General features: G+C 38.8%; 16 protein-coding genes. 10 read left to right on the forward strand and 6 right to left on the reverse strand.

Going from position 1 to position 25,603, the window contains the following annotated elements:
* Positions 1-157: 157 nt before the first annotated feature.
* Positions 158-1,435, reverse strand: coding sequence for an adenylosuccinate synthase (locus WH188_RS17220; RefSeq protein WP_168126895.1), 1,278 nt, complete (start codon positions 1,433-1,435; stop codon positions 158-160).
* Between the two features lie 79 nt (positions 1,436-1,514).
* Positions 1,515-2,084: a Crp/Fnr family transcriptional regulator gene (locus tag WH188_RS17225; RefSeq protein ID WP_168126894.1), complete on the reverse strand. Its 570-nt coding sequence runs from the start codon at positions 2,082-2,084 to the stop codon at positions 1,515-1,517.
* A 309-nt stretch (positions 2,085-2,393) separates the two neighbouring features.
* Between WH188_RS17225 and WH188_RS17230 the strand changes: the two genes are divergently transcribed.
* From WH188_RS17230 to WH188_RS17245, 4 genes are read left to right on the forward strand one after another with little or no spacing between them, the layout of a single operon-like run.
* Positions 2,394-6,305 carry a response regulator gene (locus WH188_RS17230; RefSeq protein WP_168126893.1) on the forward strand — a complete coding sequence of 1,304 codons (3,912 nt, stop codon included), beginning with the start codon at positions 2,394-2,396 and terminating at the stop codon, positions 6,303-6,305.
* Position 6,306: 1 nt separating this feature from the next.
* Positions 6,307-6,663 (forward strand): response regulator transcription factor, encoded by a 357-nt coding sequence (locus WH188_RS17235; protein ID WP_168126892.1) that lies wholly within the window; start codon positions 6,307-6,309, stop codon positions 6,661-6,663.
* 8 nt (positions 6,664-6,671) lie between these two features.
* Positions 6,672-7,739 (forward strand): hypothetical protein, encoded by a 1,068-nt coding sequence (locus tag WH188_RS17240; RefSeq protein WP_168126891.1) that lies wholly within the window; start codon positions 6,672-6,674, stop codon positions 7,737-7,739.
* Complete coding sequence (locus WH188_RS17245) at positions 7,733-11,155, forward strand: sulfatase-like hydrolase/transferase (RefSeq protein ID WP_168126890.1); 3,423 nt, start codon at positions 7,733-7,735, stop codon at positions 11,153-11,155. Before WH188_RS17240 ends, WH188_RS17245 begins: the two co-directional genes overlap by 7 nt.
* Here the strand turns inward: WH188_RS17245 and WH188_RS17250 are convergent.
* Positions 11,152-12,393, reverse strand: coding sequence for a YaiO family outer membrane beta-barrel protein (locus WH188_RS17250; RefSeq protein ID WP_339424436.1), 1,242 nt, complete (start codon positions 12,391-12,393; stop codon positions 11,152-11,154). The two genes, WH188_RS17245 and WH188_RS17250, sit on opposite strands and share 4 nt — an antisense overlap.
* 245 nt (positions 12,394-12,638) lie before the next feature.
* Positions 12,639-13,535, reverse strand: a complete 897-nt coding sequence (locus WH188_RS17255) for a helix-turn-helix domain-containing protein (protein ID WP_021188850.1) — start codon at positions 13,533-13,535, stop codon at positions 12,639-12,641.
* A gap of 194 nt (positions 13,536-13,729) precedes the next feature.
* On the opposite strand from WH188_RS17255, the gene WH188_RS17260 reads away from it, so the two are divergent.
* The gene (locus WH188_RS17260) at positions 13,730-14,710 is read left to right on the forward strand and encodes an aldo/keto reductase (RefSeq protein WP_168126888.1); all 981 of its coding nucleotides are present in this window, start codon (positions 13,730-13,732) and stop codon (positions 14,708-14,710) included.
* Between the two features lie 211 nt (positions 14,711-14,921).
* Positions 14,922-16,061 (forward strand): aldo/keto reductase, encoded by a 1,140-nt coding sequence (locus tag WH188_RS17265; RefSeq protein WP_339424437.1) that lies wholly within the window; start codon positions 14,922-14,924, stop codon positions 16,059-16,061.
* A gap of 250 nt (positions 16,062-16,311) precedes the next feature.
* On the opposite strand, the gene WH188_RS17270 is transcribed toward WH188_RS17265, so the two are convergent.
* Both WH188_RS17270 and WH188_RS17275 read right to left on the reverse strand, forming a co-directional pair.
* A complete protein-coding gene (locus WH188_RS17270) occupies positions 16,312-18,678 on the reverse strand; it encodes a glycoside hydrolase family 127 protein (protein ID WP_339424438.1) in 2,367 nt (788 codons plus the stop codon).
* Positions 18,679-18,789: 111 nt separating this feature from the next.
* Positions 18,790-19,494, reverse strand: a complete 705-nt coding sequence (locus WH188_RS17275; protein WP_021188845.1) for an NUDIX hydrolase — start codon at positions 19,492-19,494, stop codon at positions 18,790-18,792.
* Positions 19,495-19,798: 304 nt separating this feature from the next.
* Between WH188_RS17275 and WH188_RS17280 the strand changes: the two genes are divergently transcribed.
* The 4 genes from WH188_RS17280 (at position 19,799) to WH188_RS17295 (ending at position 25,589) form a co-directional block, all read left to right on the forward strand.
* Entirely contained in the window at positions 19,799-21,472 is a 1,674-nt protein-coding gene (locus tag WH188_RS17280; protein ID WP_168126887.1) for a ribulokinase, read from the forward strand.
* Positions 21,473-21,543: 71 nt separating this feature from the next.
* Positions 21,544-22,242, forward strand: a complete 699-nt coding sequence (locus WH188_RS17285; RefSeq protein ID WP_168126886.1) for an L-ribulose-5-phosphate 4-epimerase — start codon at positions 21,544-21,546, stop codon at positions 22,240-22,242.
* A gap of 77 nt (positions 22,243-22,319) precedes the next feature.
* Entirely contained in the window at positions 22,320-23,822 is a 1,503-nt protein-coding gene (araA, locus tag WH188_RS17290; RefSeq protein WP_132773883.1) for an L-arabinose isomerase, read from the forward strand.
* Positions 23,823-23,888: 66 nt separating this feature from the next.
* On the forward strand, positions 23,889-25,589 hold the full coding sequence (locus tag WH188_RS17295) for a sodium:solute symporter family transporter (protein ID WP_132773881.1): 1,701 nt from the start codon (positions 23,889-23,891) through the stop codon (positions 25,587-25,589).
* Positions 25,590-25,603: the final 14 nt, after the last annotated feature.

The raw sequence follows: 25,603 nt of genomic DNA on the forward strand, positions 1-25,603 counted from the left end.
TGTCTAAGCCTCATTTATAAATACGATCGATTTGAAATGCACTATTTGAAGATGTCTTTGGGTTGGCAAATCGCTCTGATTTGAAAAAGGGGGTGTCCTAAATTGTTGGAAACCCCCTTTTATCATTTATCACCTATTTTTATAGGTGTTTTCAACCTTAATAAAGCTTCAAAGTTTGCTTCCGATCTGGGCCTACAGATAAAAATTTAATGGGAATTTGCAGTTCTTTTTCCAAGAAATTAATATATGCTTTGAGCTTCAGTGGAATTTCGGAAACATCGGTGACTGTGCTGATATCTTTATGCCACCCGTCTATTTTCTTCAATATAGGAGTTGCTTGTTGAGTAATTAACTCATAAGGCATATAATCGATCACTTTACCATGGTGGCGATAATGGGTGCAAGCAAAGATGTGATCTAAACCACTGAGAACATCTGCCTTTGTAATCACCAATTGAGTCACACCATTAAGCATTAGGGCATATTTTAGTGCAGGTAGATCGATCCATCCAGTACGGCGGGAACGACCGCTTACTGCACCAAATTCTTTGCCTGTTTGACGGATCTGCTCTCCTGTTTCATTGGCCAACTCTGTTGGGAAGGGACCACTGCCAACACGGGTGCTGTATGCTTTAAAGATACCGATCACCTCACCGATTTTGTTTGGAGCAATCCCTAAACCTATACAAGCACCTGCTGTTGTGGTATTGGATGAGGTAACAAAAGGGTAGGATCCGAAATCAAGATCAAGCAAGCTTCCCTGTGCACCTTCGGCTAAAACCCTTTTCCCTTCCTGAAGATAATGATTGACCAGATGTTCCGAATCCACCAGAGGATAATGCTTCAAGTGTTCGATTGCATCAAAAAAAGCAGTTTCATTTTGAATCGTATTCACTTCTACCTGATAAAATGAAGCAAGCATTGCTTTATGCTTTGTTAACAATTTTTGATAACGTTCTTTAAAATCTGGGAGCAAAATATCGCCTACTCGGAGTCCGTTACGTCCTGTTTTGTCCATATACACCGGACCAATACCCTTTAAAGTAGATCCTATTTTGTTCGTGTCTAGATTTTGTTCGGATGCCGCATCAAGCAAAAGATGTGATGGTAAGATTAGATGTGCTTTTTTTGAAATCAGTAGGTTACCTTTTTTCAATAAGTCGTGGCCGGCTTTTTTAAGCATATCCAGTTCTTTGATTAAACTGATCGGATCCAGAACAACTCCATTTCCGATCAGGTTCATGGTATGATCGGAAAAAATGCCGGAAGGAATCGTATTTAATACAAATTTTTTACCGTCAAATTCTAACGTATGACCTGCATTGGGGCCGCCCTGAAAACGCGCTATGAGATCATAATCTGTACTTAACACATCAACAATTTTCCCTTTACCTTCGTCGCCCCATTGGAGGCCTAATAATACATCAACTTGCATAATCGTATGTTCAAATATTTAATACGACAAAGTTCGGGAGAAAGGGTCAGGCTACACTTGCCAATTGGCAATAAAACCTTTAGCTAATGGTTTTTCGGATGCGGCTAAGCGATGTTGCTGTAATGCCTAAATAGGAAGCGAGCATCAGTTGTGGAATCCGGTTGGCTAATCCAGGATAATGCGCTAAGAAATGTAAATAGCGTGTTTGTGCATTCTGCACCAACATATTGCTGCTTGCCCTCATTTTATTTTCGAGGACATAAGAGGTGATTTTGGAAAAGATGTCTGACCAGCCGGGAATGGTGGCGGCTAGCTCCATAAAATCTTTTTTAGAGAAAACGAGCAGTTTACAGTCGGTTACGGCTTCGATATATTCTGCTGAAGGTAACTCATCAATGAAACTGATTGTATCGGCAACGAAGCGATTTTCGTAAACGAAATAACGAGTGAAGCTATCGCCTGCTTTATTGTAATAACAGATTCTGAAAACTCCTTGGGTGACGTAGCCTATATCTCTTGCCACTTTACCCGCTTCAGAAAAAAAATCTCCTTTATTGACCTGTCTATGCTGTGCTTTAGCTGATATTAAAGCACATTGATTCTTGTTGAGTTGTCCAAATTTGAGCAGATAATTGATCAAGTCTTCCATTTTTCAAAAATAAGATTATGCAATTGATTTTAAGTTGTCAATTGGCAAGATTTTACCTGAAATTTTAATTCTACAATCTTTCATGAATAATGCAATTTACACAGCTTTAAAGGTGTAATTGTACCTTATAACTTTGCTATCTAAGAGTTCTGCAAAGCATAAAATCTGAAAATTTAGGGAATAAATGCTTATGATATTGTAATTTAAGATTATTGCCGATTTTCGTTTGTTATTTATTTAAAAGGAGAACTATTTTTGTTATTTTCACAATCTCAATGAACACATCTATTTACTATATAATTTAAAGGCATGGAGCAATACCCGGTCCCGGAAAATGAATTGGAGCGTATCCGCCAATTAAAATCTTATGAGCTATTGGGATTGGGGAAAGACCCTGATCTTGATGTGTTTGCGCAGGCAGCCTGTCTCATAACAGATTGTCCAGCGGCACTTATTGCCATGATGGAGGAAGATACGCAGAGGATCCAGAGCTGTGTTGGTATGGAGTTGGATACTGTTGAAAGACGTAATACGGTATGTCAGTACACGATTATGAGTAAAGATGTACTTGTCATCGAAGATACTTTTGAGGATCCAAGATCGGCCACCAATCCTTTGATCAGAGAGGGAAATATTCGTTTTTATGCGGGAGTACCTTTATTGGATGACGAAGGGCATGCACTTGGTACGATCTGTGTCATCGGCTTCGAGCCTAAGTCGTTATCTGTTAAGCAGGTAGATTCTTTAGGACAGCTTGGAAAAGCTGTAACCAAAATTCTTTTAGGGAAAAAGAGAAAGGTCCAGGCAGGATATTTTGAGGAAGTATTTCATATTACCAATAATATGATCTGCGTATTGGACGACCAATATCGGATAAAAGAACTGAATCCTGCTTTTTCTGAGGCGCTTAAAATTGAAAAGTCTAAGGTGTTAGGAGCCTCTTTTTTTACATTATTGGATAATCATGATGAAGGTTTTCAGCAGCGTCTGAAAAATCTGGCAAATATTACCGAAGGTATACAATATACAACAGTAACATCGCAGGATGAAGGTAGTGATGTTGTGATTGAATGGTATTTCAAGTATGATGCAGCAACGTTAGAAATTTTCGGATTTGGGAGGAATGTTACTAGTGAACGGGAGGAACAATTAAAGTTAGCTGTTTCTGAACGGAAGTTTCGCAATTTTTTCGAGAATGCCATCGGTTTAATGAGTATGCACGACATGGAAGGTAATATTCTTGCTGTAAATGAGAAAGGCCGTAATCTTTTGAAGTATTCTGAGGAGGAAGCGAAGCATCTCAATCTGAAGCAACTTGTACCTACACATCACATGCAGGCTTTCGATGATTATCTCAAACGTATTCTTCAAAATGGGGAGGATTCAGGTATGATGATTCTAAAATCGAAGGATGGCGAAAAGATCTATTGGCTTTATCATAACATGCTCGAGCTGGATACAGAAGGGAAACCTTATGTGGTTAGTACTGCACTCAATATGACGGAACGGATACAGCTTGAAAATGACCTCCTGCATACGAAGCAGATTTTGGAGCAGACGAATACTGTTGCACAAGTCGGTGGATGGGAGGTTAATCTGGATCTGCATCAGGTTTTTTGGTCCGATTCAACAAAATTGATTCATGGAGTAGGTAAAGATTTTGTTCCAAACTTTGATCATGCCGTCGGATTTTTTGATGAAGACAGTCAGGTTAAGCTAACGGGTATTTTTGAGGAAGCAACGCAGCATGGCTGTTCATTTGATGTTGAATTGCGATTGAGACAGCAAGAAGGTGAAATCATTTGGGTACGTGTTAAAGGAATTCCCGAGTTCGATAACGGAACCTGTAAGCGTGTTTTCGGTATTATACAAAATATTGATACGAGTAAAAACCTTTACCTAGAATTGGAACGTAAGGAAGCGATGCTCAGAGCATTTGTGGATTATGTTCCGGCTTCTGTAGCGATGTTTGATCGGGATTTTCGTTATGTATCCGTCAGCCATCAATGGATGGAAGACTTCCATAAAGATAGGGATAATATCCTAGACCAGAATCTGTTTGATGTCTTTCCTAATATACCGGAAAATAGAAAAAATATTTACTATGATGCTCTTGAGGGTAAATCTTATAAAAATGTCGATGAATTGATTGATGTTGATGACTATGTGGAACCGCAGCACTTTAATTGGGAAGTAAGACCTTGGAATTTGTCTGATGGTAGTGTTGGCGGTATTATTATTTTTACTCAAAATATCACCGAATCTGTTGCTGTAAATTTAGAATTGAAGAAAGCAAAAGAACTTGCGGACTTAGCGAGTAAAGCAAAATCTGAATTTTTAGCTAATATGAGCCATGAGATCCGAACCCCTTTGAACGGTGTGATCGGATTTTCGGATCTGCTGCTCAAAACACCGTTGAACGATGTACAGAAACAATACCTCAATTATATTAACGAGTCGGGAAGCAGTTTATTGAATATTATCAATGACATCCTTGATTTTTCAAAAATTGAATCTGGAAAATTGGAACTGTATATCGATAAATTCAATGTATATGATTTGGCACATCAGGTAATCAATGTTGTACTTTACCAAGCACAGCGCAAAGATGTCGAACTCTTATTAAATATTGAACAGGGATTACCTGCTTCTATCTGGGTAGATGAGGCACGCATCAAGCAAATCTTGATCAATCTATTGGGAAATGCCGTTAAATTTACGGAAAAGGGAGAGATCGAACTTAAGATCGAAAAGCGCAGCAGTGACGAAAGCAAAATTAAATTACGTTTTTCTGTTCGTGATACTGGTATCGGTATTCCGGTAGAAAAACAGCAACGTATTTTTGATGCCTTTACCCAGGAAGACAGCTCTGTGAGCAAACGTTATGGTGGCACCGGTTTAGGACTCACCATTTCCAATAATTTATTGAAATACATGGGAAGTAAACTTTGTCTGGAGAGTGAACTGAATAAAGGATCTGATTTTTACTTTGATCTGGAAATCGCTTATGAAGAAGGTGGCATTGAAGAGGATGAGGAACTGCCTTTAAAACGCGTTCTTATTGTAGATGACAATGCCAATAACCGCACGATTATACAGCATATGCTGACTTATAGAGGGGTTGATTCAGTACTTGCAGAGAATGGTCTGGCGGCTTTACAATTACTGATGAGCGGTGAAAGGTTTGATGTTATTTTAATGGATTATCACATGCCTATTCTCTCCGGATTGGAGACGATCGAAAAAATAAAGGAATTGTTTTATAAACAGGAGGAAAGTATTCCACTCATTGTATTGCACACTTCTTCGGAGGAGCATGAGGTCATTTCTGCTTTCAGGCAACAGGAACGCTCATATTGTTTGCTTAAGCCTATTCGATCCGACGAACTTTATATTACTTTACGTAAAGCTATACAGCAAAGTAAAGCTGATGTTAATCATTTGGGACAGGATAGTGATAGTGGAACAACGGTTTACCAACAACAGGCTAGGGTTCTTTTAGCCGATGACAATTCTGTAAATATGGCGCTCAATCTGCGTATGATGGCCACTATTATGCCTAATGCTGAACTGATAGAGGTTACTAATGGAGGGGATGCAATCGAAAAATGCCTGCAGTCAAAGTTTGACCTTATCTTAATGGATGTGCAGATGCCTGGTGTAGATGGTATCGAAGCGACCAAACAAATAAGGCTATTAACAGGTTATGCTGCTATACCTATTATTGGTATTACTGCTGGAAATGTCCGTGGAGAAAGAGAAAAATGTTTAAAGGCCGGTATGTCTGAGTTTCTTCCTAAGCCGATAAGGCAACATGATCTGTACACGGTATTGCAGCAATTTATTCAGAAACAGGTGCTTGAACAAAAAGAAGAGGCTGTGATTGATGATCATCTAGATATGGATGCACTTCAGGAACAGATTGGAGATGACGTTAGTTTTAAATCTTTTTTCTTAGATCTTGTGATCAAAGAGATTAAGCAAGCATGGTTTCAATTGGAAAATGTCAGGGAATCGGAAGATATTGAACGAATGAAAGTGATCCTCCATAAATTGCGGGGAACAGCATCTACTGCGGGGCTTAAGAAACTGAGCATGCTGACATCTAATCTGGAAAAAGAACTATCGTCCAGTAACCCCGGATTGGATTTGCTGGATGATATAAAGCAAGAAATTGAAATAGGATTACAGTTAATCACGAATCTTTTAAACGAAAAGTAACATGTTGATTTTAATAGCGGAAGATGACGAATTGATTTTACGAACAATAGAACATAAATTAATTAAAGAGGGGCATACTGTCATTTTAACACGCAATGGAAAGGAAGCTATTGAAAAGATCAGTGAATTGGATCTTGATCTGGTTGTGACCGATATCATGATGCCGTTTGCATCGGGAATTGAGATTTTGTCGGCCATGCACACAATAGGAAAAAAAATACCGGTCATTGTGCTCTCTAGCATGGGACAGGAGGAAGTTGTGACAGATGCATTTGATTTAGGGGCATCAGATTTTATGGTCAAACCTTTTAGTCCAAATGAACTGCTGTTGCGGATCAAACGTCTGACAGCTAAATAAAGATTACTATGTTTCAAAAAATAACACTTCACGAACTGGTATTGGCCATAATCATTGTATTTGTGCTGGTATTGCTATTGATTATTGCGGTATTGTTTTATAGTTTTTATAAATACCGTGTTTTATCTAATAGACAAGTCTGGACACAGATCATTGAAAATAAGATTACTGAATCTATAGTGTTGGGACAGAATTTTGTTGAAAACGATGAATCCTTTGATATGCATCTGCGGGAACCAGCGTTCAGAAGTGTTTTTTTAGATCTTTTAGTGGCTTCAGAACGCAAATTTTCTGGTGTTGCCCGAGAAGAGATTACACATTTATTTTATAAGTTTAGTCTTGAGGATGAGGCCTGGCGTAATCTGATTAAAAAGAAAGCATATCACATAGCAGGAGGGATTCAGGAGCTGACCGCAATGCGTGTTTTACGTGCATTACCTAAATTTACATCCTTGCTGGAGCACCGGGAGAAACAGGTATATTTAGAAGCACAGTATGGAATAGTCAGTTTTAAAGGAGCTGAAGGTTTAAGTTTTTTAGACAACCTGAAGCATCCTCTTTCTGAGTGGCAACAGCTTCGTTTACTGAATTCTATTATTGATATTCCCGATCCGCAAATTGTCAATATTACTTTATGGTTGCGAAGTGAAAATACATCTGTGGTTATTTTTACGCTGCGTTTAATGCGGAAATTCCAGATGTTGTCTTATTATAGTGAAGTGCTAGAATTACTAGCGCATAATGATACTGCTGTAAAGCTACAGGTAGTGCGTACACTGGAGGCTTTTGAAAATAATAATACGATGGAGCAATTGGTGAGCGCTTTTCCAGAAGAAACATTAGCCGTTCAGATTGAGATCCTAAAAGCAATGAAGGTGTCCAAGAGTCTGGAATGTGATGCGTTTTTGAAAAAACAGTTGTGGGAGCATCCAGCAGTTGCGATCAAAATCTGGTCCGCCGAAGTGTTGGTTAGTTTAGGGGAGCGTCAGTATTTACGGGATATGGCTTTGGATGAGAACACGCCGGATGAGTTTAAACATATTATTAACCACGCATTGCAGGAAAAAGTATGCTAGAATTTTCACATATTGTTTACGAAGTAGTGATCTGGATATTTCTTGTATATTCGGCCGCTATATTTTTGATCTCTGCGTGGGTGGGTATCTATGCCTATGGTGCAGTAATACGTTATAAGCATGATAATTCCTATACCGATTATAATCTCATTGCAACCAATGTCAATGCACCTCGTTTTAGCTTAATCGCCCCGGCCTATAATGAAGGTATGACCGTCGTTGAAAATGTACGATCGTTATTATCTCTCTACTACCATAACCTAGAAATTATTATTGTTAATGATGGAAGTCGTGATGATTCTATGGAAAAGCTTATTGAAGCTTATGCATTAGAATCTGTTCCGTTTTTTATACAAGGTGATCTAGAAACCAAAGAGATCCGCGGTATTTATAAAAGTAAAAATGCCGCTTTCAAAAAGCTGATTGTCGTTGATAAAGAGAATGGCGGGAAGGCAGATGCGCTCAATGTGGGGGTAAATATATCTTCTGGCGATTATATCGTCTGCATCGATGTGGACTGTATACTAGAGCAGGATGCACTTTTAAAACTTGCAAAACCTTTCCTAGAGCAGACTGATAAAAGGGTCATTGCTTGTGGTGGCGTCATCCGTTTAGCTAATAACTGCCGTATAGAAAATGGTAAAGTAGTTGACGTTAACCTTCCTAAATCTTGGCTTGGACGTACACAGGCTTTGGAATATATTCGTGCTTTTGTATTGGGAAGAATGGCTTGGTCCCGAGCTTCTGGTCTTATCTTGATTTCAGGGGCTTTTGGGGCTTTTGATAAGCAGATTGTACTAGCCTGTGGTGGATATGACAGTAAAACTGTAGGTGAAGATATGGAACTGGTGGTACGCATGCGCCGTTATATGGAAGAACAGAAACTTCCTTATGAAGTGGTCAACATACCGGATCCATTATGTTGGACTGAGGTGCCTGAGTCTAAGGAGATTTTGAAAAAGCAGCGGAATCGCTGGATGAGAGGTACCATGGAAACACTTTGGAAGCACCGTAAGCTTATGTTCAACCCGAAGTACGGACGGTTAGGAATGGTCAGTATGCCCTATTGGTTTTTCTTTGAATTCCTTGGTCCTGTAATTGAATTTTCAGGATATATTATTTTTCTGATTTTTCTTTTTCTCGGTATTATAAACTGGCCATTTTTCTTTGCACTCTTTGCGCTGGTTATTTCATCGGGGATCTTATATTCTATTTACGCTATTTTGGTCGACTTGGTGAGTCACCAGGTGTATACCAAGAAACAAGATCTTTCCAAATTGATAGTTACAGCTATTTTGGAACCTTTTTATTTCCATCCAATTGTAGTCGGTGCAGGTGTACGCGGTGTGGTGGATTATTTTCGTAAACAGCATAGCTGGGGCGATATGAAACGTCAGGGTTTTCAGCAAGGGGCTGAAGATATTCCATTTTTTAAACGGATTGGTTTACAGTTGCGTATTGGATTGAAAAATTATGGTGCTGTAAGCCTTGTGTTTTTAGTGTTGTATATGCTTTCTGTCGCTGTAGAATGGTGGTGGTATAACGGGCAATTTCCACAATTAGGTCAATCAAATGGTTTAATACCACTTCTTTTGAATAATCTCGTTTTCGCTTTTCAGATACTAAGTGGTTGCGGTCTTGTGTATCTGATAGTACAACTTGTTCATCTTTCAGTAGCCAGGATATTATCCATCGTGTTATTATCTTTTGTCGTGGTAATGCAATATATTTTATTTTTATATTTTGCAGAATCACGCAATTTGTTGGGAGCGGATATGTTTTATTATAATACTGCCGAGATGATGCAAATTTTGGAAGCGAGTGGTATGCTGAGTTTTACCAATATCGCTTTATTAATCTTGCTCGTCGCATGTGCCTATATTCCTTTTTGGATAGCGTCGAAAAAAACGATTAAGAGCACCTATGTAGGCCTAAGTATGCTATTTTTAGGAGTTATTGTAAGTTTTATTCCTGTAGACCGCTTTAAGGTTTTTAAGATATCTGGTGATGAGTTTGCTCAAAATGCTGCTCGTAGTAAATGGCGTTATTTTCTAAATTCTAATGTCACCAATTATATCGAAGAACATCCGGGAATGTTGGTATTTGGAGCAGAAAAAGAGACGTCAGGGGAAAACCAAAGCTATCCTTTTCTTCGAAATGAAGATACAAAGGACATATTAGGGACCTACTTTCAAAAAAGTTCATCTGTCCCAAATTTGGTCATTATTGTGGTCGAAGGATTAGGGCATGCCTATAGTTCTCCTTCAGGGTATATCGGAAATTTTACACCTTTTATAGATTCTTTATCGAAGAAGTCCTTGTATTGGGAGAATAATTTAAGTTCTTCAGGCAGAACTTTTTCTGTTTTGCCGACATTGACAGGATCGTTGCCCTTTGCTTCGCATGGCTTCTTAGAACAGGATACTCTACCGGCACATTTTAACCTGTTCAATATCTTAAAAGCAAATGGATTCAATACAGGTTTTTTCTATGGCGGTAATTCAAAGTTTGATTTCATGGAAAAATTCATGACTTACAGTAAAGTGGATACTTTGGTCGATCAGTGGTCTTATGCCGAACCATATAAAAAGCTTCCCGAAAAAGGGGGAGAAAGTTGGGGGTATGAGGATCAAGCGGTATTCGCAAAAATGTTGGAGGTACAGAAAGTGCAGCAGACACCTTACTTTCATCTTTTGTTAACGCTCTCTACCCACAATCCTTTTCTAATCAATAATGCTGCTTTTTATGAAAAACTTTTTGATAAGCGGTTAGCTCTGGGCGATCTGACGCCTGATCGCAAAAAATGGGCTTTGCAAAACCGGAAGCAACTGGTGTCTGTATTGAACTTGGACGATGCATTGCAACAGTTTTTCAGGGATTATCAAAAGCGGGCAGATTTCGCTAATACGATCTTTATTATAACCGGTGATCACGCTATGCCTGAGATTCCTTTAGAAAGTAAAATTGATCGCTATCATGTTCCATTAATGATTTATTCACCATTACTAAAGGCGGCACATACTTTCCGTCATAAGGTAAGTCACTTTGATGTGACACCTTCTCTGCTTGCTTTTTATCGTAATAATTATCAGGTGAATACCCCAGGACAGGTAACCTGGATAGGCCGTGGTATGGAGATCGGAGCTTCTGCTAAAGGAAATGGAGCGGCGATGATGCAAAGTAAGAATCAGTTGATTGACTTTGTCTATGGTGACTACCATATTTCGGATGGCCAGTTGTATAAATTAGATGCAACACTTAATGAGGAACCTCTTTCTGAGGGTTCGGAGCGTGATCTGCTCATCAAGCGTTTCGAACTGTTTAAGCGTCAGAATAAGCAATTCTATACTAAGAAACAGCTACTGCCTGACAGTATTTTTAAGAATTATTTTAAGCAAACGATATCAAAACCCTAAAAGGTTTTGATATAGCAAACTGTGATATCGATCTGATTACCCTTCTCATTAGGTCTAAACTCTTGATTGAAGTATGTAGAAGAAATGGAAAACAGATTTGTACGGTTGACCGAAAAGTTATATTCTGCTCCGATCTTGAATGTTTTAAGCTTATAAATGGACTGGTCTAGGAGATTATTCCGGTTTTCTTCAGGACTAATTCCTGTTCCGATTAGAAATCCTAAATAGTCATTTGCTCCTTTGGTATAGTATCGAACTGTACCAGCGTATGAATGTGATATATTTTCATTGCTTGGGGTTAGATACGTTTTTAGGTTGAACCAGAAATTCTGATAATATTTGCCTATTGATGCTGTATACATCCAGATGTTATCACTGAAATATAGCTGTCTGTATCCGACTTCACCCTCAAAGCTGTGCGGTAAATTTGCATATAAAGAAACACCAGTTCTGTATTTAGGAAATATACCTACATTATTGGAATAGCCCCCAGCCACATAGAGATAAAACATTTTAGATAATCTTGGATAAGCCTCTACTTCAAATTGTAGTCCATTGTCAGCAAATTTATTCGCATAGTTTGTTCTGAAGATTACTGATCCTAGTGGTGTTGCTCTTTTATAACTAAGTGCTACAATATGCCAGTTATCGTCAAATTGTTTGTCAAAGTGAACAAAGTTATAATTAAGCCCGATAGCATTTTTAGCTGTATACTCCTGGATACTTTTTGCTAAAGCTCTTGCTTCAGCATTTTTAGGATTTAATTTTAGTAGATTATTTACTGATTTTTCAGCACTTTCATACGCATTATTACTGTATTCTATTTTTGTCCTTAAAAGGAGAAGATCTTCTGACGTCGGGTGAAAAGAAAGACCTTTATCCACCAAGTTTATTGCTTTGGCCGCTTGATCGTTCCAATACTCTAAAGAAGCATAGGCTATGTACAAATCTTCATCTTGCACATTTTGACTTTCCAATTTGGAAAATATGGTACGGGCACTATCTATTTTATCAGACCAAGTGTATAGACGTCCTAAAAAGATACTGATATCCGTATATTCGGGAGCCTGTTTCAAAGCCTGTTTACTGATTTTTATCGCTTCCGCATAATTTTTTTGATCAAAAGCCTCTGTTCGTGCTTTAACAAAAAGTTCATCGGCAGTCAACGTTGTTTCCTGGCCAAAGGAAGCAAACGGAAATCCAAATAAGTAAAGCGATAAATAAACAAATTTATTCATTTCCAATAGATTGTTTTATGTAATATGGTCGATCTTAATAAGCTATAAAGTTAATGAAATTTGTTTGAGATTGAACTGACTAAATGACTTTATCATCATGCATATAAATCGTTGGCGGTCTTCTTTAAAACGAATTGACGAAGTTGATCAAGAATTTGATAGACTTCCTTTTGTATTTCTTCTTATTTAGCATCATTTTAAGACAGTCCTGAGGAGAAACTTGTGGATTAAAACTATTTATCAAATTAGTTTAATGATCGGTATTCGGAGGGGGACATGCCTACTTTTTGCTTGAACAAACGAGTGAAATGCTGGGGATAATTGAAACCTAATTCATAGGCAATTTCACTGATTGATTTTTCGTGATCAAAAATTCTTTCTTTGGCGAAATCTATAACCTTAGTTTGGATATATTCCTGCGCAGTAATACCAGTTTCGCTCTTGATGATATCGCCGAAGTAATTTGGAGATAGGTTCAATTCTGAAGCACAGTAAGCTACCGTCGGTAGTCCGATCTTTTGAGATTTATCTTCGGTAAAATAAGCGTTTAATATATCTTCGAATTTTTCCAGTATACCCTTGTTGGAATGGTCCCTGGTTACAAACTGTCTGTCATAGAATCGGGTACAGTAGTTTAAAAATAATTCAATATTGGATGTAATCAATGTTCTGCTGTGCTTGTCAATGCTTTGTTCCATTTCATATTGGATTTTGGTAAAGCAATCTAAAACAATATGCCGCTCTTTTTCGGAAAGATGTAAAGCCTCGTTTACATCATATGAGAAGAAGTTATATTCATGGATTTTCTTTCCCAATGAAGTTCCTTTGATCAGGTCAGGATGAAACAAGAGTGCCCACCCTGAGGGTTGAAAGGTTGTGATATTAGGCTGTACGCCCAATACTTGTCCCTGAGCAATGAAAACCAATGTTCCTTCCTGAAAATCATAATTGTTGCGACCGTATTTCAATTCGCCACATTTTAATTCTTTCAGAAAGATGGCATAAAGACCAAAGTTAAAAGTCTGTGCAGGCATCGGTTTTGTTTTCGATAAGTCGATTACTGTAATTAAGGGATGCAAGGTTTCTATGCCACGCATTTTATTGTAGGCATCAATACTGTCTATTTTGATGATTTCTTCCATAACTCTTTTTTTATAATTCAATATTAATCAATTATAGCATAGGTCGGGATAGGCTAAGGCTGTTAACAGTAATAATGGTAAGAATTGCCGTAATCTGTATAAGCAAGAATCAACTGAACCTAGCGAATTTTGTCCTGTCATTTAACAAATGATGATTGGCTAATGAATTTAAACAAATTAAATGGGTAAAGAAAATGAAAAAGCGAGTTTTAGGAAATAGCGGACTTGAAGTGTCAGCAATAGGGATGGGCTGTATGAATCTGAGTTTTGGTACTGGAAAGGCAGTTAGCACACGGGAAGGTGTTCGTGTGATACGTGGAGCTTTTGAGAAAGGAATCACATTTTTTGATACAGCGGAGGCTTACGGACCTTTTACAAATGAAGAATTGGTGGGTGAGGCGTTGATCCCTATTCGCAAGGAGGTCGTTATCGCAACCAAGTTTGGTATGATCTCGGAAGAAGGTGGCTTGAACAGTCGACCTGAACATATACGTAAGGTTGCGGAGGCTTCACTTAAGCGATTAAGGACAGATTATATTGATTTATTTTATCAACATCGGGTTGATCCGAATGTTCCGATTGAAGATGTCGCCGGTACGGTGGGAGATTTAATTGCGGAGGGGAAGGTAAAGCATTTTGGACTTTCTGAGGTGGGTGCATCTACTATCAGAAAGGCGCACGCTGTTCAACCGGTTACTGCTGTTCAAAACCAGTATTCGATTTGGACACGTGAGCCGGAACAATATGTGCTACCGCTTTGTGAGGAACTGGGAATTGGTTTTGTACCGTGGGGCCCTTTGGGTACTGGTTTTTTGACCGGTACGATAACAGCAGAAACTACCTTTGATCCTGAAACTGATCTGCGCGCGAGCTTTCCCAGATTTACTAAAGTAGCGATGCAGGCGAATATGCCTTTAATCAAAATGTTAAATGCATTGGCACTAAAAAAAGGAATATCAACGGTGCAGCTCGCATTAGCTTGGTTGCTTAGTAAAAACCGTCTTATTGTTCCTATCCCGGGAATGGATAAGCTCGACTACATTGATGATAATATTCAGGCGCCCAACGTCATGATGACTGCCGAGGATCTGATCGAAATCGAGGTTGCTCTGACAAAGATCTCCATTCAAGGTGAGCGCCTATCTGCTGAATTGCTCGCGATCTCGGAAGAATAGGATGATAATTCATGCAATCGTAGAACATGTTGTGTGTCTGATGGGAGTCTTAAAGCATGTAATCTGTAATAATGGTAAGTTAAACAGTAATTTGTATCCTATAACGCTACATATTTGTGTCGATTTTTGAAGAAGTGCAAGAACGTGGATTCTTTAGAGCTTGAATCGACTTTTGGGATTTTTTTAATAGTAAAGAATAAACTTAAATGATATGGAACAGAATAATCGAAGAGACTTCTTAAAAAAGAGAGCGTTTATCGGAACGAGCTTATTGGCAACTTCTTCTTTAGGACTTGTAGGATGTAATCGTTCATCCGAAAAAGAAAACCATAGTGACAAAAGTAAAATGAACCTTTCATCAGAAAAAAGGACTTTGGGTAAAGGGAAGCAAAGTCTTGAAGTATCAGCTTTGGGATTAGGCTGCATGGGTATGAGTTATCATCGGAGTTTTATTCCCGATCGAAAGGAAATGATTGACCTATTGAGACGTTCTCCAGAATTGGGTTTGAATTTTTACGATACAGCAGAAGCTTATGGTCCCCTGTTTAATGAGGAACTGGTTGGGGAGGCATTGGCTCCGTTTCGTAAGGATATCATTATAGCCACTAAATTTGGTTTTAAAAATGGTAAACCGTCTGAAGGACTCGATAGTCATCCAGATCGTATTAAAGCAGTTGTCGAGCATTCGTTGAAAAGCTTAAAAACAGATTACATCGATTTATTGTACCAACATCGTGTTGATCCCAATATCCCTATTGAAGAAGTCGCTGGTGCAGTGAAAGATCTCATAGCAACAGGTAAGGTGAGGCATTTTGGAATGAGTGAGGCGAATGTGGACAATATAAGAAAAGCCCATGCTGTGCAACCGCTAACAGCTTTGCAGAGTGAATATTCTTTATTTACACGTGAACCGGAAAAGGATGTGATTCCGCTATGTGAAGAATTGGGGATTGGTTTTGTCCCGTATAGTCCGCTAAGTCGTGGGATGATTACGGGATACTTAAATGAGCGTTCAATATACGATCCTAATAATGATAACAGGCCTTCATTGCCACGGTATCAGCCTGAAAATGTAATTGCGAATTGGAAATTGATTGACACTCTTAAAGAATTTGGAGATCTCCGTGGATTAACCGTTGCACAGGTGGCACTATCATGGCTCTTAGCGCAAAAATCTTTTATCGTACCGATTCCAGGGACAACTAAATTAGCCCATTTGCAGGAGAATCTTTGGGCTGCTGTTTATGCATTTTCCGCTTCAGATTTGACTAGTTTGACTGCAAAGCTAAATGAGATTCCGATTGTCGGTGACCGCTTAACAGGTTTATCTGCTGAGCAAGTAAAGAAGTAAGATGATTATAATTGGTTGATTGGTAGGCTCCCAGAAGAAATTCTTGGAGCTTTTTTATTTTTAAAGGAGATATGGAATTTTAATCTAATTGCCATAGATTCCGTATTGAAATTGCTTACGGAAAAAATCATTGATTTGAAGGCGGATGAGGAGCAATAAAAATATGAACCCTGAGACTGGGTATTGAGTCTCAGGATATCATCATGCAAGGTAAAGTATTGCCAGTTATAGACATAATTATCTCAATTTTTTATTGATTTTTGAGGATACGAATTTCGAGAATTTTGTGGCTTCTATTCTGGTCTGCTCCTTTGATTTTTATGTTTAATTGTTTTTCTGCTTCTAGACCCTGTGTCAATGTGAAACGTGCTGTTTTGATATCAGATGTTGCTGTTGCTGGCACTAACTTTCCAACGATAACATCGTTTACCATGATTTCTGTCGTTCTTGGACCTTCTTCCGTTAGATATTTGATATAGATGTCTGCATTTTTGCCATCTTGCTTTTTTAAGATATAACTGAACCAGCCATCTGCTTCACGCCAACGGGTATCGTCAAATACACCTGCATGACTATTCAGCTGTTGAATAAAATGATCAGATTCCGGTTGTTGCTCCCCGCAGACAACTTTATCCACGGTTAGGGTGTTTAAACGGAGACTCTCTTGTTCATCGCGTTGCATTTTTTCCTGTGTACTAGCAAGCTCTTGTTCCGTCGCTTGCGGCCAATAGATGATGTATCGGCTGTCGTGAATCTTATAAAATGGTTCAAGTTCCATGTTAATATTTTCTTTTGCAAGACGAAGACCCGATAATGAAAAATGTAATGGCTTTGATGCAATAGGTTTTACTAGGTTTGGTATAGCAGAAGGTTCTGTCGTTAGAATTGGTAAGTCTCTCAATGGAATCTGGATTCCTTTTGCGACATGCCCCATCCGACTATCGTCGGATAACAAGTCGGGTAATGGTCCGGATGTGCGCGCTCCTAATACAATTGGACCATAGAGTAAACTATAGTATTTACTTTGATCTGGTAGCTGTTCTGTATGTATACCCATAGGAAGCTGAATAACGACTTGATCACCTTTTTTCCATTCACGATCAATGGTGAAGAAATCGCCCTCAATTCTATCAATTTTATAGATTTTACCATTTATGCGTATACTTGGTTTTTCGGACAACCATGCGGGTTTTCGCACATGTAGTGCAAATTTTTTGCCATTCTTTTTTGGGTGAATGTGTAGGGTTGTACTTGCTTGTTCTGGAAAATTGTTTTCTTGGACGATTTCGACTTCTTGGTCGCGCCAGTTGAGACGTGAAGGTATAAATAAATTAATATATAGATGATTACCTTGATACGCATAGATCATCTCGCCGAATTTCGAATGATTTTCCATTCCGGATCCAACACAGCACCACATACTTGTATGTGGTTGGGAGTATACTCGATAATGTCCAGGCCTAATTTGGGTAAAGTAAACGAATCCTCCGTTTTCCGGATGTTGGCTAGATAATATATGATTATATAAACTACGTTCATAATAGTCTAGATATTTGCCCTTTGGATCGGTTTGATGAAGCATCTTTGTCAAACGTAGCATATTATAAGTATTGCAAGTTTCGGGGCCTTCAATGCTATGGATCATTTTTGAGAAATCATTGGTCGGATTAAAATGCTCACTAACACTATTGCCTCCAAAGGAAATGGAGCGTTGTGTTACAACACTTTCCCAGAAATATCGGACAGCACTTTCCCAGGTTTCATCTTGAGCAATATCTGCGATTCTCTTAAAACCTAATACTTTTGGAATTTGTGTGTTAGCATGTTGTCCGGTAAGCTTATCTTGGTGTTTAATTAATGGATCTAGTACCTCATGATGGCTGAATTGACGGGCAAGTGCAAGATATGCTGGATCTTGTGTGATAGCTGCAACATCCGCAAATGTTTCGTTGAGTCCGCCATGTTCGCTACGTAACATTTCCTGAATTTGTTGTTCAGAAAGTTGTTGTACTAATATAATAGCCCAGTCGGTCATCTTTATCAGCATCTTTTTTGCTTCCTCATTTCCTGTAAGAAGGTAAGCATCACGTAGACCTGCGTAAGTCTTATGAATATTGTATAGCGGTACCCATTTACCATTTAAGCTAAATCCACTTGCTTGAATATTGCCTTGTGCGATTTCTTTCCAAATGGTTTTTCCACCTGGAACCCCACCAATATAGCCATTGCCATTAGCGTCTTGACAACTTTTTAAATTGGAAAGCATATAATCCAACCTTTTTTTTATTTGTAGGTCGTCAGTTGCCGCATACATATGTGCAAGGGCAGAAATATAATGACCACCGATGTGGCCATCTAAGCCTGTATTTTCCCAATTGGTATAAGATTCTTTCTTTTGAGGTAGCCCAGCTTCGCGTAGGAAAGGAGCTAATAAACGATCTGCATCGATCTCTAATAGATATTTTAAATCAAGATCTTGGGCATGCTTGAAAGGGCCTTGAAGCAAGCGGACATCGTTCAGGTCGAAATAGTTCAGCTGAGGCTTAGTTTGTGCTGATAATTCGGATGAGCAGATGACCATACAAGTAAAGTATGTAATGATTCTTTTTAAAGTCATGGCATTTCTGGTTTAAGATTTATACTTAATCTTACTTTTATTATTTAAATGTTATTAATACATTTATTAATTTAAGCCAAAAAAAGGTATTCAACTGTTTAGAGCTGATCGTTAACTGTTTATTGACCAGCTTGGTAAGTAGCTTAGGAATGACATGATTTTTTCTTTGTAAATGTCCTTGTTTAATCGAAAGTAGAATGCTCCTTTCTTAGATTTTTCCTTATCTTTTTCTTTTAGTTTAATGATCAGTTCCGAAGAAAGCAGCTTACGGCTAAAATTGCGTGTATCCAATTCGGTATCGTAGACACTTTCGTAAAGTGATACAATTTGTGGAATCGTGAATTTTTCTGGTAATAGCTCAAATAGAATAGGGTAGAGTGCCGCTTTTGCTCGAAGCTCACGTTTCGCTTTCTCAATCATCTGATTGTGATCAAATATTAATTCTGGGTGATCTTTGAGCGGGAACCAACAAGCTTCAAATTCTTCACTGATGATGTGTTTATATTGATGTACATCAATTAATGCGAAATGTGCGATACTGACCACACGTCCATATTTTTCACGGTCAGGATCGCCAAAAATGCCACAGTCTTCCATATAGACTCCATCTAAACCTGTCAGTTTCTTCAGAATACGAGAAGATGCTTGTTGCGGATTTTCTTCTGGTTGAACAAATCCACCCATTAAGCTCCATTTATTGCGTTCGGGCTCAAATCCTCTTTTAATAAGTAAAATTTCTAATGATTCGCCATTAAATCCAAAAATAATACAATCCACAGCTAATAATAAGCTTGGCTCATTTTTGTAAAAATCCATAATTGAGTAATCTCGTTTATAATTAATTAAAGATACAAAATGTATCGTACCTGTTACAATCTATCTAGTATTTCATATAAAAAACCATTCTATAACGATTAACTTATATCGTATTTATATAAACGGATTAATATTTTATTTCTATACAAAACAACGAAAAATAAATTAAAATTTCATTTTTTAAAAAAATAAATGTTAATTTGACATTAATTACTCCGATTAACAACTCAGCTTGCTGGATTTAAATAGTTTGTTTTCTAAGTAAGAGATTATAAATCAATATTATAAACCAAAAACACAAATAATGAAGAAAGCTTATGTGATCGGCTTAGATTACGGTAGTGATTCCGTTCGATCGGTTTTAGTAGATGCGGATAATGGCGTAGAGATATCTAGTGCAGTTTTTTACTATCCGCGATGGAACAGCGGAGAGTTTTGTGATCCGGTGACAAGTCAATTTCGGCAGCATCCTTTAGATTATATTGAAGGATTGGAATTTACAATACTTGAATGTCTTCAAAAGTCAGGTAATGCTGAAATTGCCAAATCTGTAAAAGCAATTTCTATTGATACAACTGGTTCTACTCCTATAGCAGTTGATGAAAAGGGTATTCCTCTTGCTTTAACTGAACGTTTTGCTAATAATCCGAATGCCATGTTTGTTCTTTGGAAAGATCATACGGCCGTTAGGGAAGCTCAGGAAATTAATGATCATGCTCAAAAATATGATATCGATTATTTAAAATATGTTGGTGGAATTTATTCATCGGAGTGGTTCTGGGCAAAGCTACTGCATGTGCTTCGTGATGATCAGGAAGTGCGCAATGCACTCTATACTTGGGTCGAACATTGTGATTATATACCGTTTTTATTGACAGGAGGCAAACGTGCCCAAGACATTAAGCGTAGTGTCTGTTCAGCAGGGCATAAGTCTTTATGGGCCGCTGAGTTTGGTGGTCTTCCTCCGAATCAATTTTTTGCAGAACTGGATCCGTATTTAGATGGTATGGTAGATCGTTTATTTACCGATACGCATACTGCAGCCGAATCTGCCGGAACACTTTCGGAGGAATGGGCAACCCGATTGGGTCTTTCTACTGAAGTAGTTGTTGGTGTAGGTGCTTTCGACTGTCATATGGGAGCAGTAGGCGGACAGATTGAGCCGTATTATTTAAGTAAAGTGATGGGAACGTCGACTTGTGACATGTTAGTCGCTCCGCATGATGAGGTTGGTGAAACCCTTGTAAAGGGTATATGTGGACAGGTGGATGGATCGATTATCCCTGGCATGATTGGTATGGAAGCGGGTCAGTCGGCTTTTGGCGATGCTTATGCTTGGTTTAAGCAAGTACTATCATGGCCATTCGCTAATATAATTGCACAATCTAATGATATTTCACCAGCAGATAGAGTAAAGATCGCTAACCTAATTGATACACAATTGATTCCTGAGTTAAGTCGAAAAGCTGAAGCACTACCAGTCACAGAATCCTCAGAATTGGCAATAGATTGGTTTAATGGACGTAGGACACCAGATGCTGATCAGACTTTAAAAGGTGCGTTATTGGGTCTTCATCTAGGGACAGATGCAGTGCGAATTTTTCGATCAATCGTCGAAGCGACTTGTTTTGGTGCCAAAAGTATTGCAGATCGTTTTGTTGAGCAAGGTGTACCGGTGAAGGGATTAATCGGGTTAGGTGGCGTTGCAAAGAAATCTCCTTATATCATGCAGACGATGGCTGATGTTATGAATATGCCTATTCGTATTCATAAATCTGAACAGACTTGCGCTATGGGAGCAGCTATGTTTGCTGCTACAGCTGCTGGTATTTATGCAAAGGTTGAAGATGCAATGGAAGCTATGGGACAGGGTTTTGAAAAAACGTATGAGCCTCGTCCAGAAATGGTCGCAATCTATGCCAAAAGATATGAACATTACAAGAGTCTTGGTGCTTTTATCGTAGAAACCAAACATTAATTGTGGCGAAGTAGCGCCTTATTCGTCGCTTCTTATATATATGATTTTTTAATTTTTTGAACTATAAAATAATGATTTATACAGACATAAAAGAAGAAGCTTTTCATTGCAATATGCAATTGCCTAAATTGGGATTGGTGCTTTTTACTTTTGGAAATGTTAGCGTTGCGGATCGTGATCGTGCCGTGTTTGCAATTAAACCTAGTGGTGTACCCTATGATGAATTGACTCCAGATCATATGGTCATTGTTGATTTTGAGGGGCGTGTGGTAGAGGGGAAGCTGAGACCTTCATCTGATACGCAAACTCATGCTGTGCTTTACAAACACTGGACGGAGGTAGGTGGTATTACACATACGCATTCTACTTATGCAACTGCTTGGGCACAGAGCCAACGTGATATTCCAATTTTTGGAACGACTCACGCAGATCACTTAACAACAGACATTCCGTGTGCGTCACCCATGGATGATCAAATGATAATGGGGAATTATGAATATGAAACGGGATTTCAGATTATAAATCATTTTGATGAATATAAACTCGATTATAAAGAAGTTGAAATGGTTTTAGTAGGAAATCATGCTCCATTTACATGGGGGAAAACCGGTGCTAAATCGGTATATAATAGTGCAGTTTTGGAAACGGTGGCACAAATGGCTTTGTTGACAGAACAGATTAATGCGAAAGCGCCACGCCTGAAAGATGCTTTGATCAAAAAGCATTATGAACGTAAGCATGGCGGAGCTTCGTATTATGGGCAAGAGTAAAAAGAATAAATAATCAAATATAAACGAATAAAATTGAAAGGAGATTGGACCTAAAGCCAATCAAGAAATTATAAACTATGAATATCGATTTAAATAAATTGGAAGTTTGGTTCGTTACTGGGAGCCAAGATTTATATGGTGAAGAGACCTTAAAACAGGTGGCTTTACATGCTGAAGAAGTAGCTCAATATTTTTCGGCACATAGGGAGATCCCTGTACAGGTAGTATACAAACCCATTGTCAAAAATAGTGAAGAAATATACAGTACTTTAACTGCAGCTAATGCTGCAGCAAACTGTATCGGTTTGATTACATGGATGCATACATTCTCACCTGCAAAAATGTGGATTAGAGGGTTGCAGGCTTTACAGAAACCATTACTTCACCTGCATACGCAATATAACCGTGATATTCCTTGGAGTACGATGGATATGGATTTTATGAATCTAAACCAAAGTGCACATGGCGATCGTGAGTTTGGTCATATTGTGACCCGATTGAATATCGGTAGAAAAGTAGTTACTGGTCACTGGAAAGATGAGGAGGTAATTGAACGCATAAATGTGTGGGTACGTGCAGCTGCTGCTTGGCATGATTGGCAGGGGGCGAAATTTGTCCGTTTTGGTGATAACATGCGTTATGTTGCGGTTACTGATGGGGATAAAGTGTCGGCTGAGACGCAATTTGGATTTTCAGTGAATACCTACGCCGTTGGCGATCTTGTCGCGGTAGTAGATGCGGTTACGGAATCGGAAATTGATACTTTACTGCAGGAGTACGAGGCCACTTATGATCTCGCAGCTAATGTAGTAGCAGGAGGAGAGCAACGCCAAAGTTTGGTAGAGGCAGCCCGTATTGAGCTTGGATTGAGGAAGTTTTTAGAATCTGGCAATTATAAAGGATTTACCGATACTTTTGAAGATCTTCACGGTCTTGTACAACTGCCTGGATTAGCCGTACAGCGATTGATGGCTGAAGGATATGGATTTGCCGGAGAAGGTGATTGGAAAACACCCGCATTGGTGCGTGCATGTAAAGTAATGGGTGCTGGTTTGCCGGGTACTACAGCTTTTATGGAAGACTACACATATCATTTTGATCCTGAGAATGAAATGGTACTCGGTTCGCATATGCTTGAGGTGGATCCAGCTTTAGCAGCTGATAAGCCTCGAATAGAAGTACATCCGTTGGGAATTGGCGGTAAGGCTGATCCTGCGCGTTTGGTGTTTGATGGCTTAAGTGGTCCTGCTTTGAATGCCTCACTGATTGATTTAGGAACTCGTTTTCGCTTGATCGTCAATAAAGTGATCGGTGTCGATGTGAAAGAGGAGTTGCCTAAATTGCCGGTGGCACGGGTTCTATGGAAACCCCTTCCGGATATGAAAACTGCTTGTAGTGCCTGGATCTATGCTGGTGGGGCTCATCATACTGCTTATAGTTTGAGTTTAAAACCTGAATATCTGGAAGATTTTGCCCGTATTGCTGGACTGGAGTATGTCGCTATTGATGAAAACACGACGTTAACGCATCTGGAAAACCAGTTGAAGTGGAATGAACTCTATTTTTTAATGAAGAAATAAACGGAATGGTCCTGCGCCTTTCTTAATAAAAGGAGTAGGACTTCATCATAAGCAAATCGCAATACTATGGATAAATTTGCAACAGTAGATTACATTATTTTTGTCGTCTACTTTATTATTGTAGCCGGATATGGCTTCTGGATATACAGTAGAAAAACAGCAGCCAACAATAGTAGTAAAGACTATTTCTTGGCAGAGGGTTCATTGACCTGGTGGGCTATTGGAGCCTCATTGATTGCTTCCAATATATCTGCCGAACAATTTATTGGTATGAGTGGAAATGGTTTTGAAGTCGGTATTGCCGTTGCGGCTTACGAACTCATTGCAGCTGTGGCTTTAATTATTGTAGCCGTGTGGTTTATACCGGTTTATCTTAAGAATAAGATCTTTACAATGCCTCAGTTTTTAAACAATCGGTATAATGAAACGACCAGTCTGATCATGGCAGTTTTTTGGCTTTTCTTATATGTGTTTGTCAACCTAACGTCGATCTTATACCTGGGCGCAATCGCTATATCGAGTATGGCTGGTGGAGGAGATAGTTTTCACTTGATTATGGTGGCCTTAGCTGTTTTTGCCGTCATTATTACCTTAGGAGGTATGCGGGTCATCGGTTTTACCGATGTGATCCAAGTGGTGGTTTTGATTATCGGAGGTATCGCTACGACTTACGTTGCATTAACCTTGGTAAGTGAGCACTTCGGTCTTGGTAAGGATGTCTTGGCAGGTTTTAATAAACTCATGGAAGATTCACCTAAGCATTTTGAAATGATCGTGGATAAACCCGGAGTTGGGGCTACACAAGAAGAGATTAACAAATACCTCATGTTGCCAGGGATAGGGATGTACCTAGCTGGTATCTGGATTGTGAACTTGAACTATTGGGGTTGTAACCAATACATCACACAACGTGCTTTGGGAGCTGATCTAAAAACTGCCCGTATGGGTATTTTATTTGCCGGGCTTTTGAAGTTATTGATGCCACTTATCGTCATGCTACCTGGAATTGCCGCGTATGTGCTTTATAAAAATGGTGCATTGCAAGAGGAGATGGCACCAGGAGGGGTATTTCATGCTGACAATGCGTATTCCGCTATTCTAGGTCATTTACCAAATGGTATGAAAGGTTTAGCACTTGCGGCACTAACGGCTGCTATCGTTGCCGGTTTAGCGGGTAAAGCAAATAGTATTGCTACTATTTATACGTTGGATATCTATAAAAAATACATCAATGCCGGAGCATCTGAATCGAAGATGGTGTGGGTAGGTAAAATTACAATTGTCGTTTCTATTCTTGTAGCTGTATTGTTTACTTGGAATGATACCTTAGGCATTGGAGGTGCCGGTGGATTTACCTTTATTCAAAAATATACGGGCTTTATTAGTCCAGGTGTGTTTGCTATGTTTTTATTGGGAATGTTCTGGAAACGTACCACTGGTCCTGCTGCAATCACGGGATTGGTTTCGGGATTTGGTTTATCGATCTTTTTCAATGAATTTGCGACAAAAGTATTTGGTCCTGAAACTTGGCTGTATACAGCCTACATCAATAAAAGTGGTCATTACGAAATTCCATTTCAAATCTGTATGGGACTAGCTTTTGCTTTTACGTTAGCCTTGATGATCGGTGTTAGCTTATTTGGTCCAAAAGAGAATCCAAAGGCATTTGTACTGGACAAAAAAATGTTCAAAGTAGAGCCATCGATTTTGGTATTGATTGTGGTAACACTCTTATTAGTAACAGCTATATATGTGCGTTTTTGGTAGATGTAATAATGATT

The organism is Sphingobacterium sp. MYb388, from assembly GCF_037479535.1.
Lineage (GTDB): Bacteria > Bacteroidota > Bacteroidia > Sphingobacteriales > Sphingobacteriaceae > Sphingobacterium > Sphingobacterium anhuiense.

Coding starts and splice junctions, on each gene's coding strand:
- WH188_RS17220 (WP_168126895.1), bottom strand. CDS start 1,435: ATGCAAGTTGATGTATTATTAGGCCTCCAATGGGGCGACGAAGGTAAA.
- WH188_RS17225 (WP_168126894.1), bottom strand. CDS start 2,084: ATGGAAGACTTGATCAATTATCTGCTCAAATTTGGACAACTCAACAAG.
- WH188_RS17230 (WP_168126893.1), top strand. CDS start 2,394: ATGGAGCAATACCCGGTCCCGGAAAATGAATTGGAGCGTATCCGCCAA.
- WH188_RS17235 (WP_168126892.1), top strand. CDS start 6,307: ATGTTGATTTTAATAGCGGAAGATGACGAATTGATTTTACGAACAATA.
- WH188_RS17240 (WP_168126891.1), top strand. CDS start 6,672: ATGTTTCAAAAAATAACACTTCACGAACTGGTATTGGCCATAATCATT.
- WH188_RS17245 (WP_168126890.1), top strand. CDS start 7,733: ATGCTAGAATTTTCACATATTGTTTACGAAGTAGTGATCTGGATATTT.
- WH188_RS17250 (WP_339424436.1), bottom strand. CDS start 12,393: ATGAATAAATTTGTTTATTTATCGCTTTACTTATTTGGATTTCCGTTT.
- WH188_RS17255 (WP_021188850.1), bottom strand. CDS start 13,535: ATGGAAGAAATCATCAAAATAGACAGTATTGATGCCTACAATAAAATG.
- WH188_RS17260 (WP_168126888.1), top strand. CDS start 13,730: ATGAAAAAGCGAGTTTTAGGAAATAGCGGACTTGAAGTGTCAGCAATA.
- WH188_RS17265 (WP_339424437.1), top strand. CDS start 14,922: ATGGAACAGAATAATCGAAGAGACTTCTTAAAAAAGAGAGCGTTTATC.
- WH188_RS17270 (WP_339424438.1), bottom strand. CDS start 18,678: ATGACTTTAAAAAGAATCATTACATACTTTACTTGTATGGTCATCTGC.
- WH188_RS17275 (WP_021188845.1), bottom strand. CDS start 19,494: ATGGATTTTTACAAAAATGAGCCAAGCTTATTATTAGCTGTGGATTGT.
- WH188_RS17280 (WP_168126887.1), top strand. CDS start 19,799: ATGAAGAAAGCTTATGTGATCGGCTTAGATTACGGTAGTGATTCCGTT.
- WH188_RS17285 (WP_168126886.1), top strand. CDS start 21,544: ATGATTTATACAGACATAAAAGAAGAAGCTTTTCATTGCAATATGCAA.
- araA (WP_132773883.1), top strand. CDS start 22,320: ATGAATATCGATTTAAATAAATTGGAAGTTTGGTTCGTTACTGGGAGC.
- WH188_RS17295 (WP_132773881.1), top strand. CDS start 23,889: ATGGATAAATTTGCAACAGTAGATTACATTATTTTTGTCGTCTACTTT.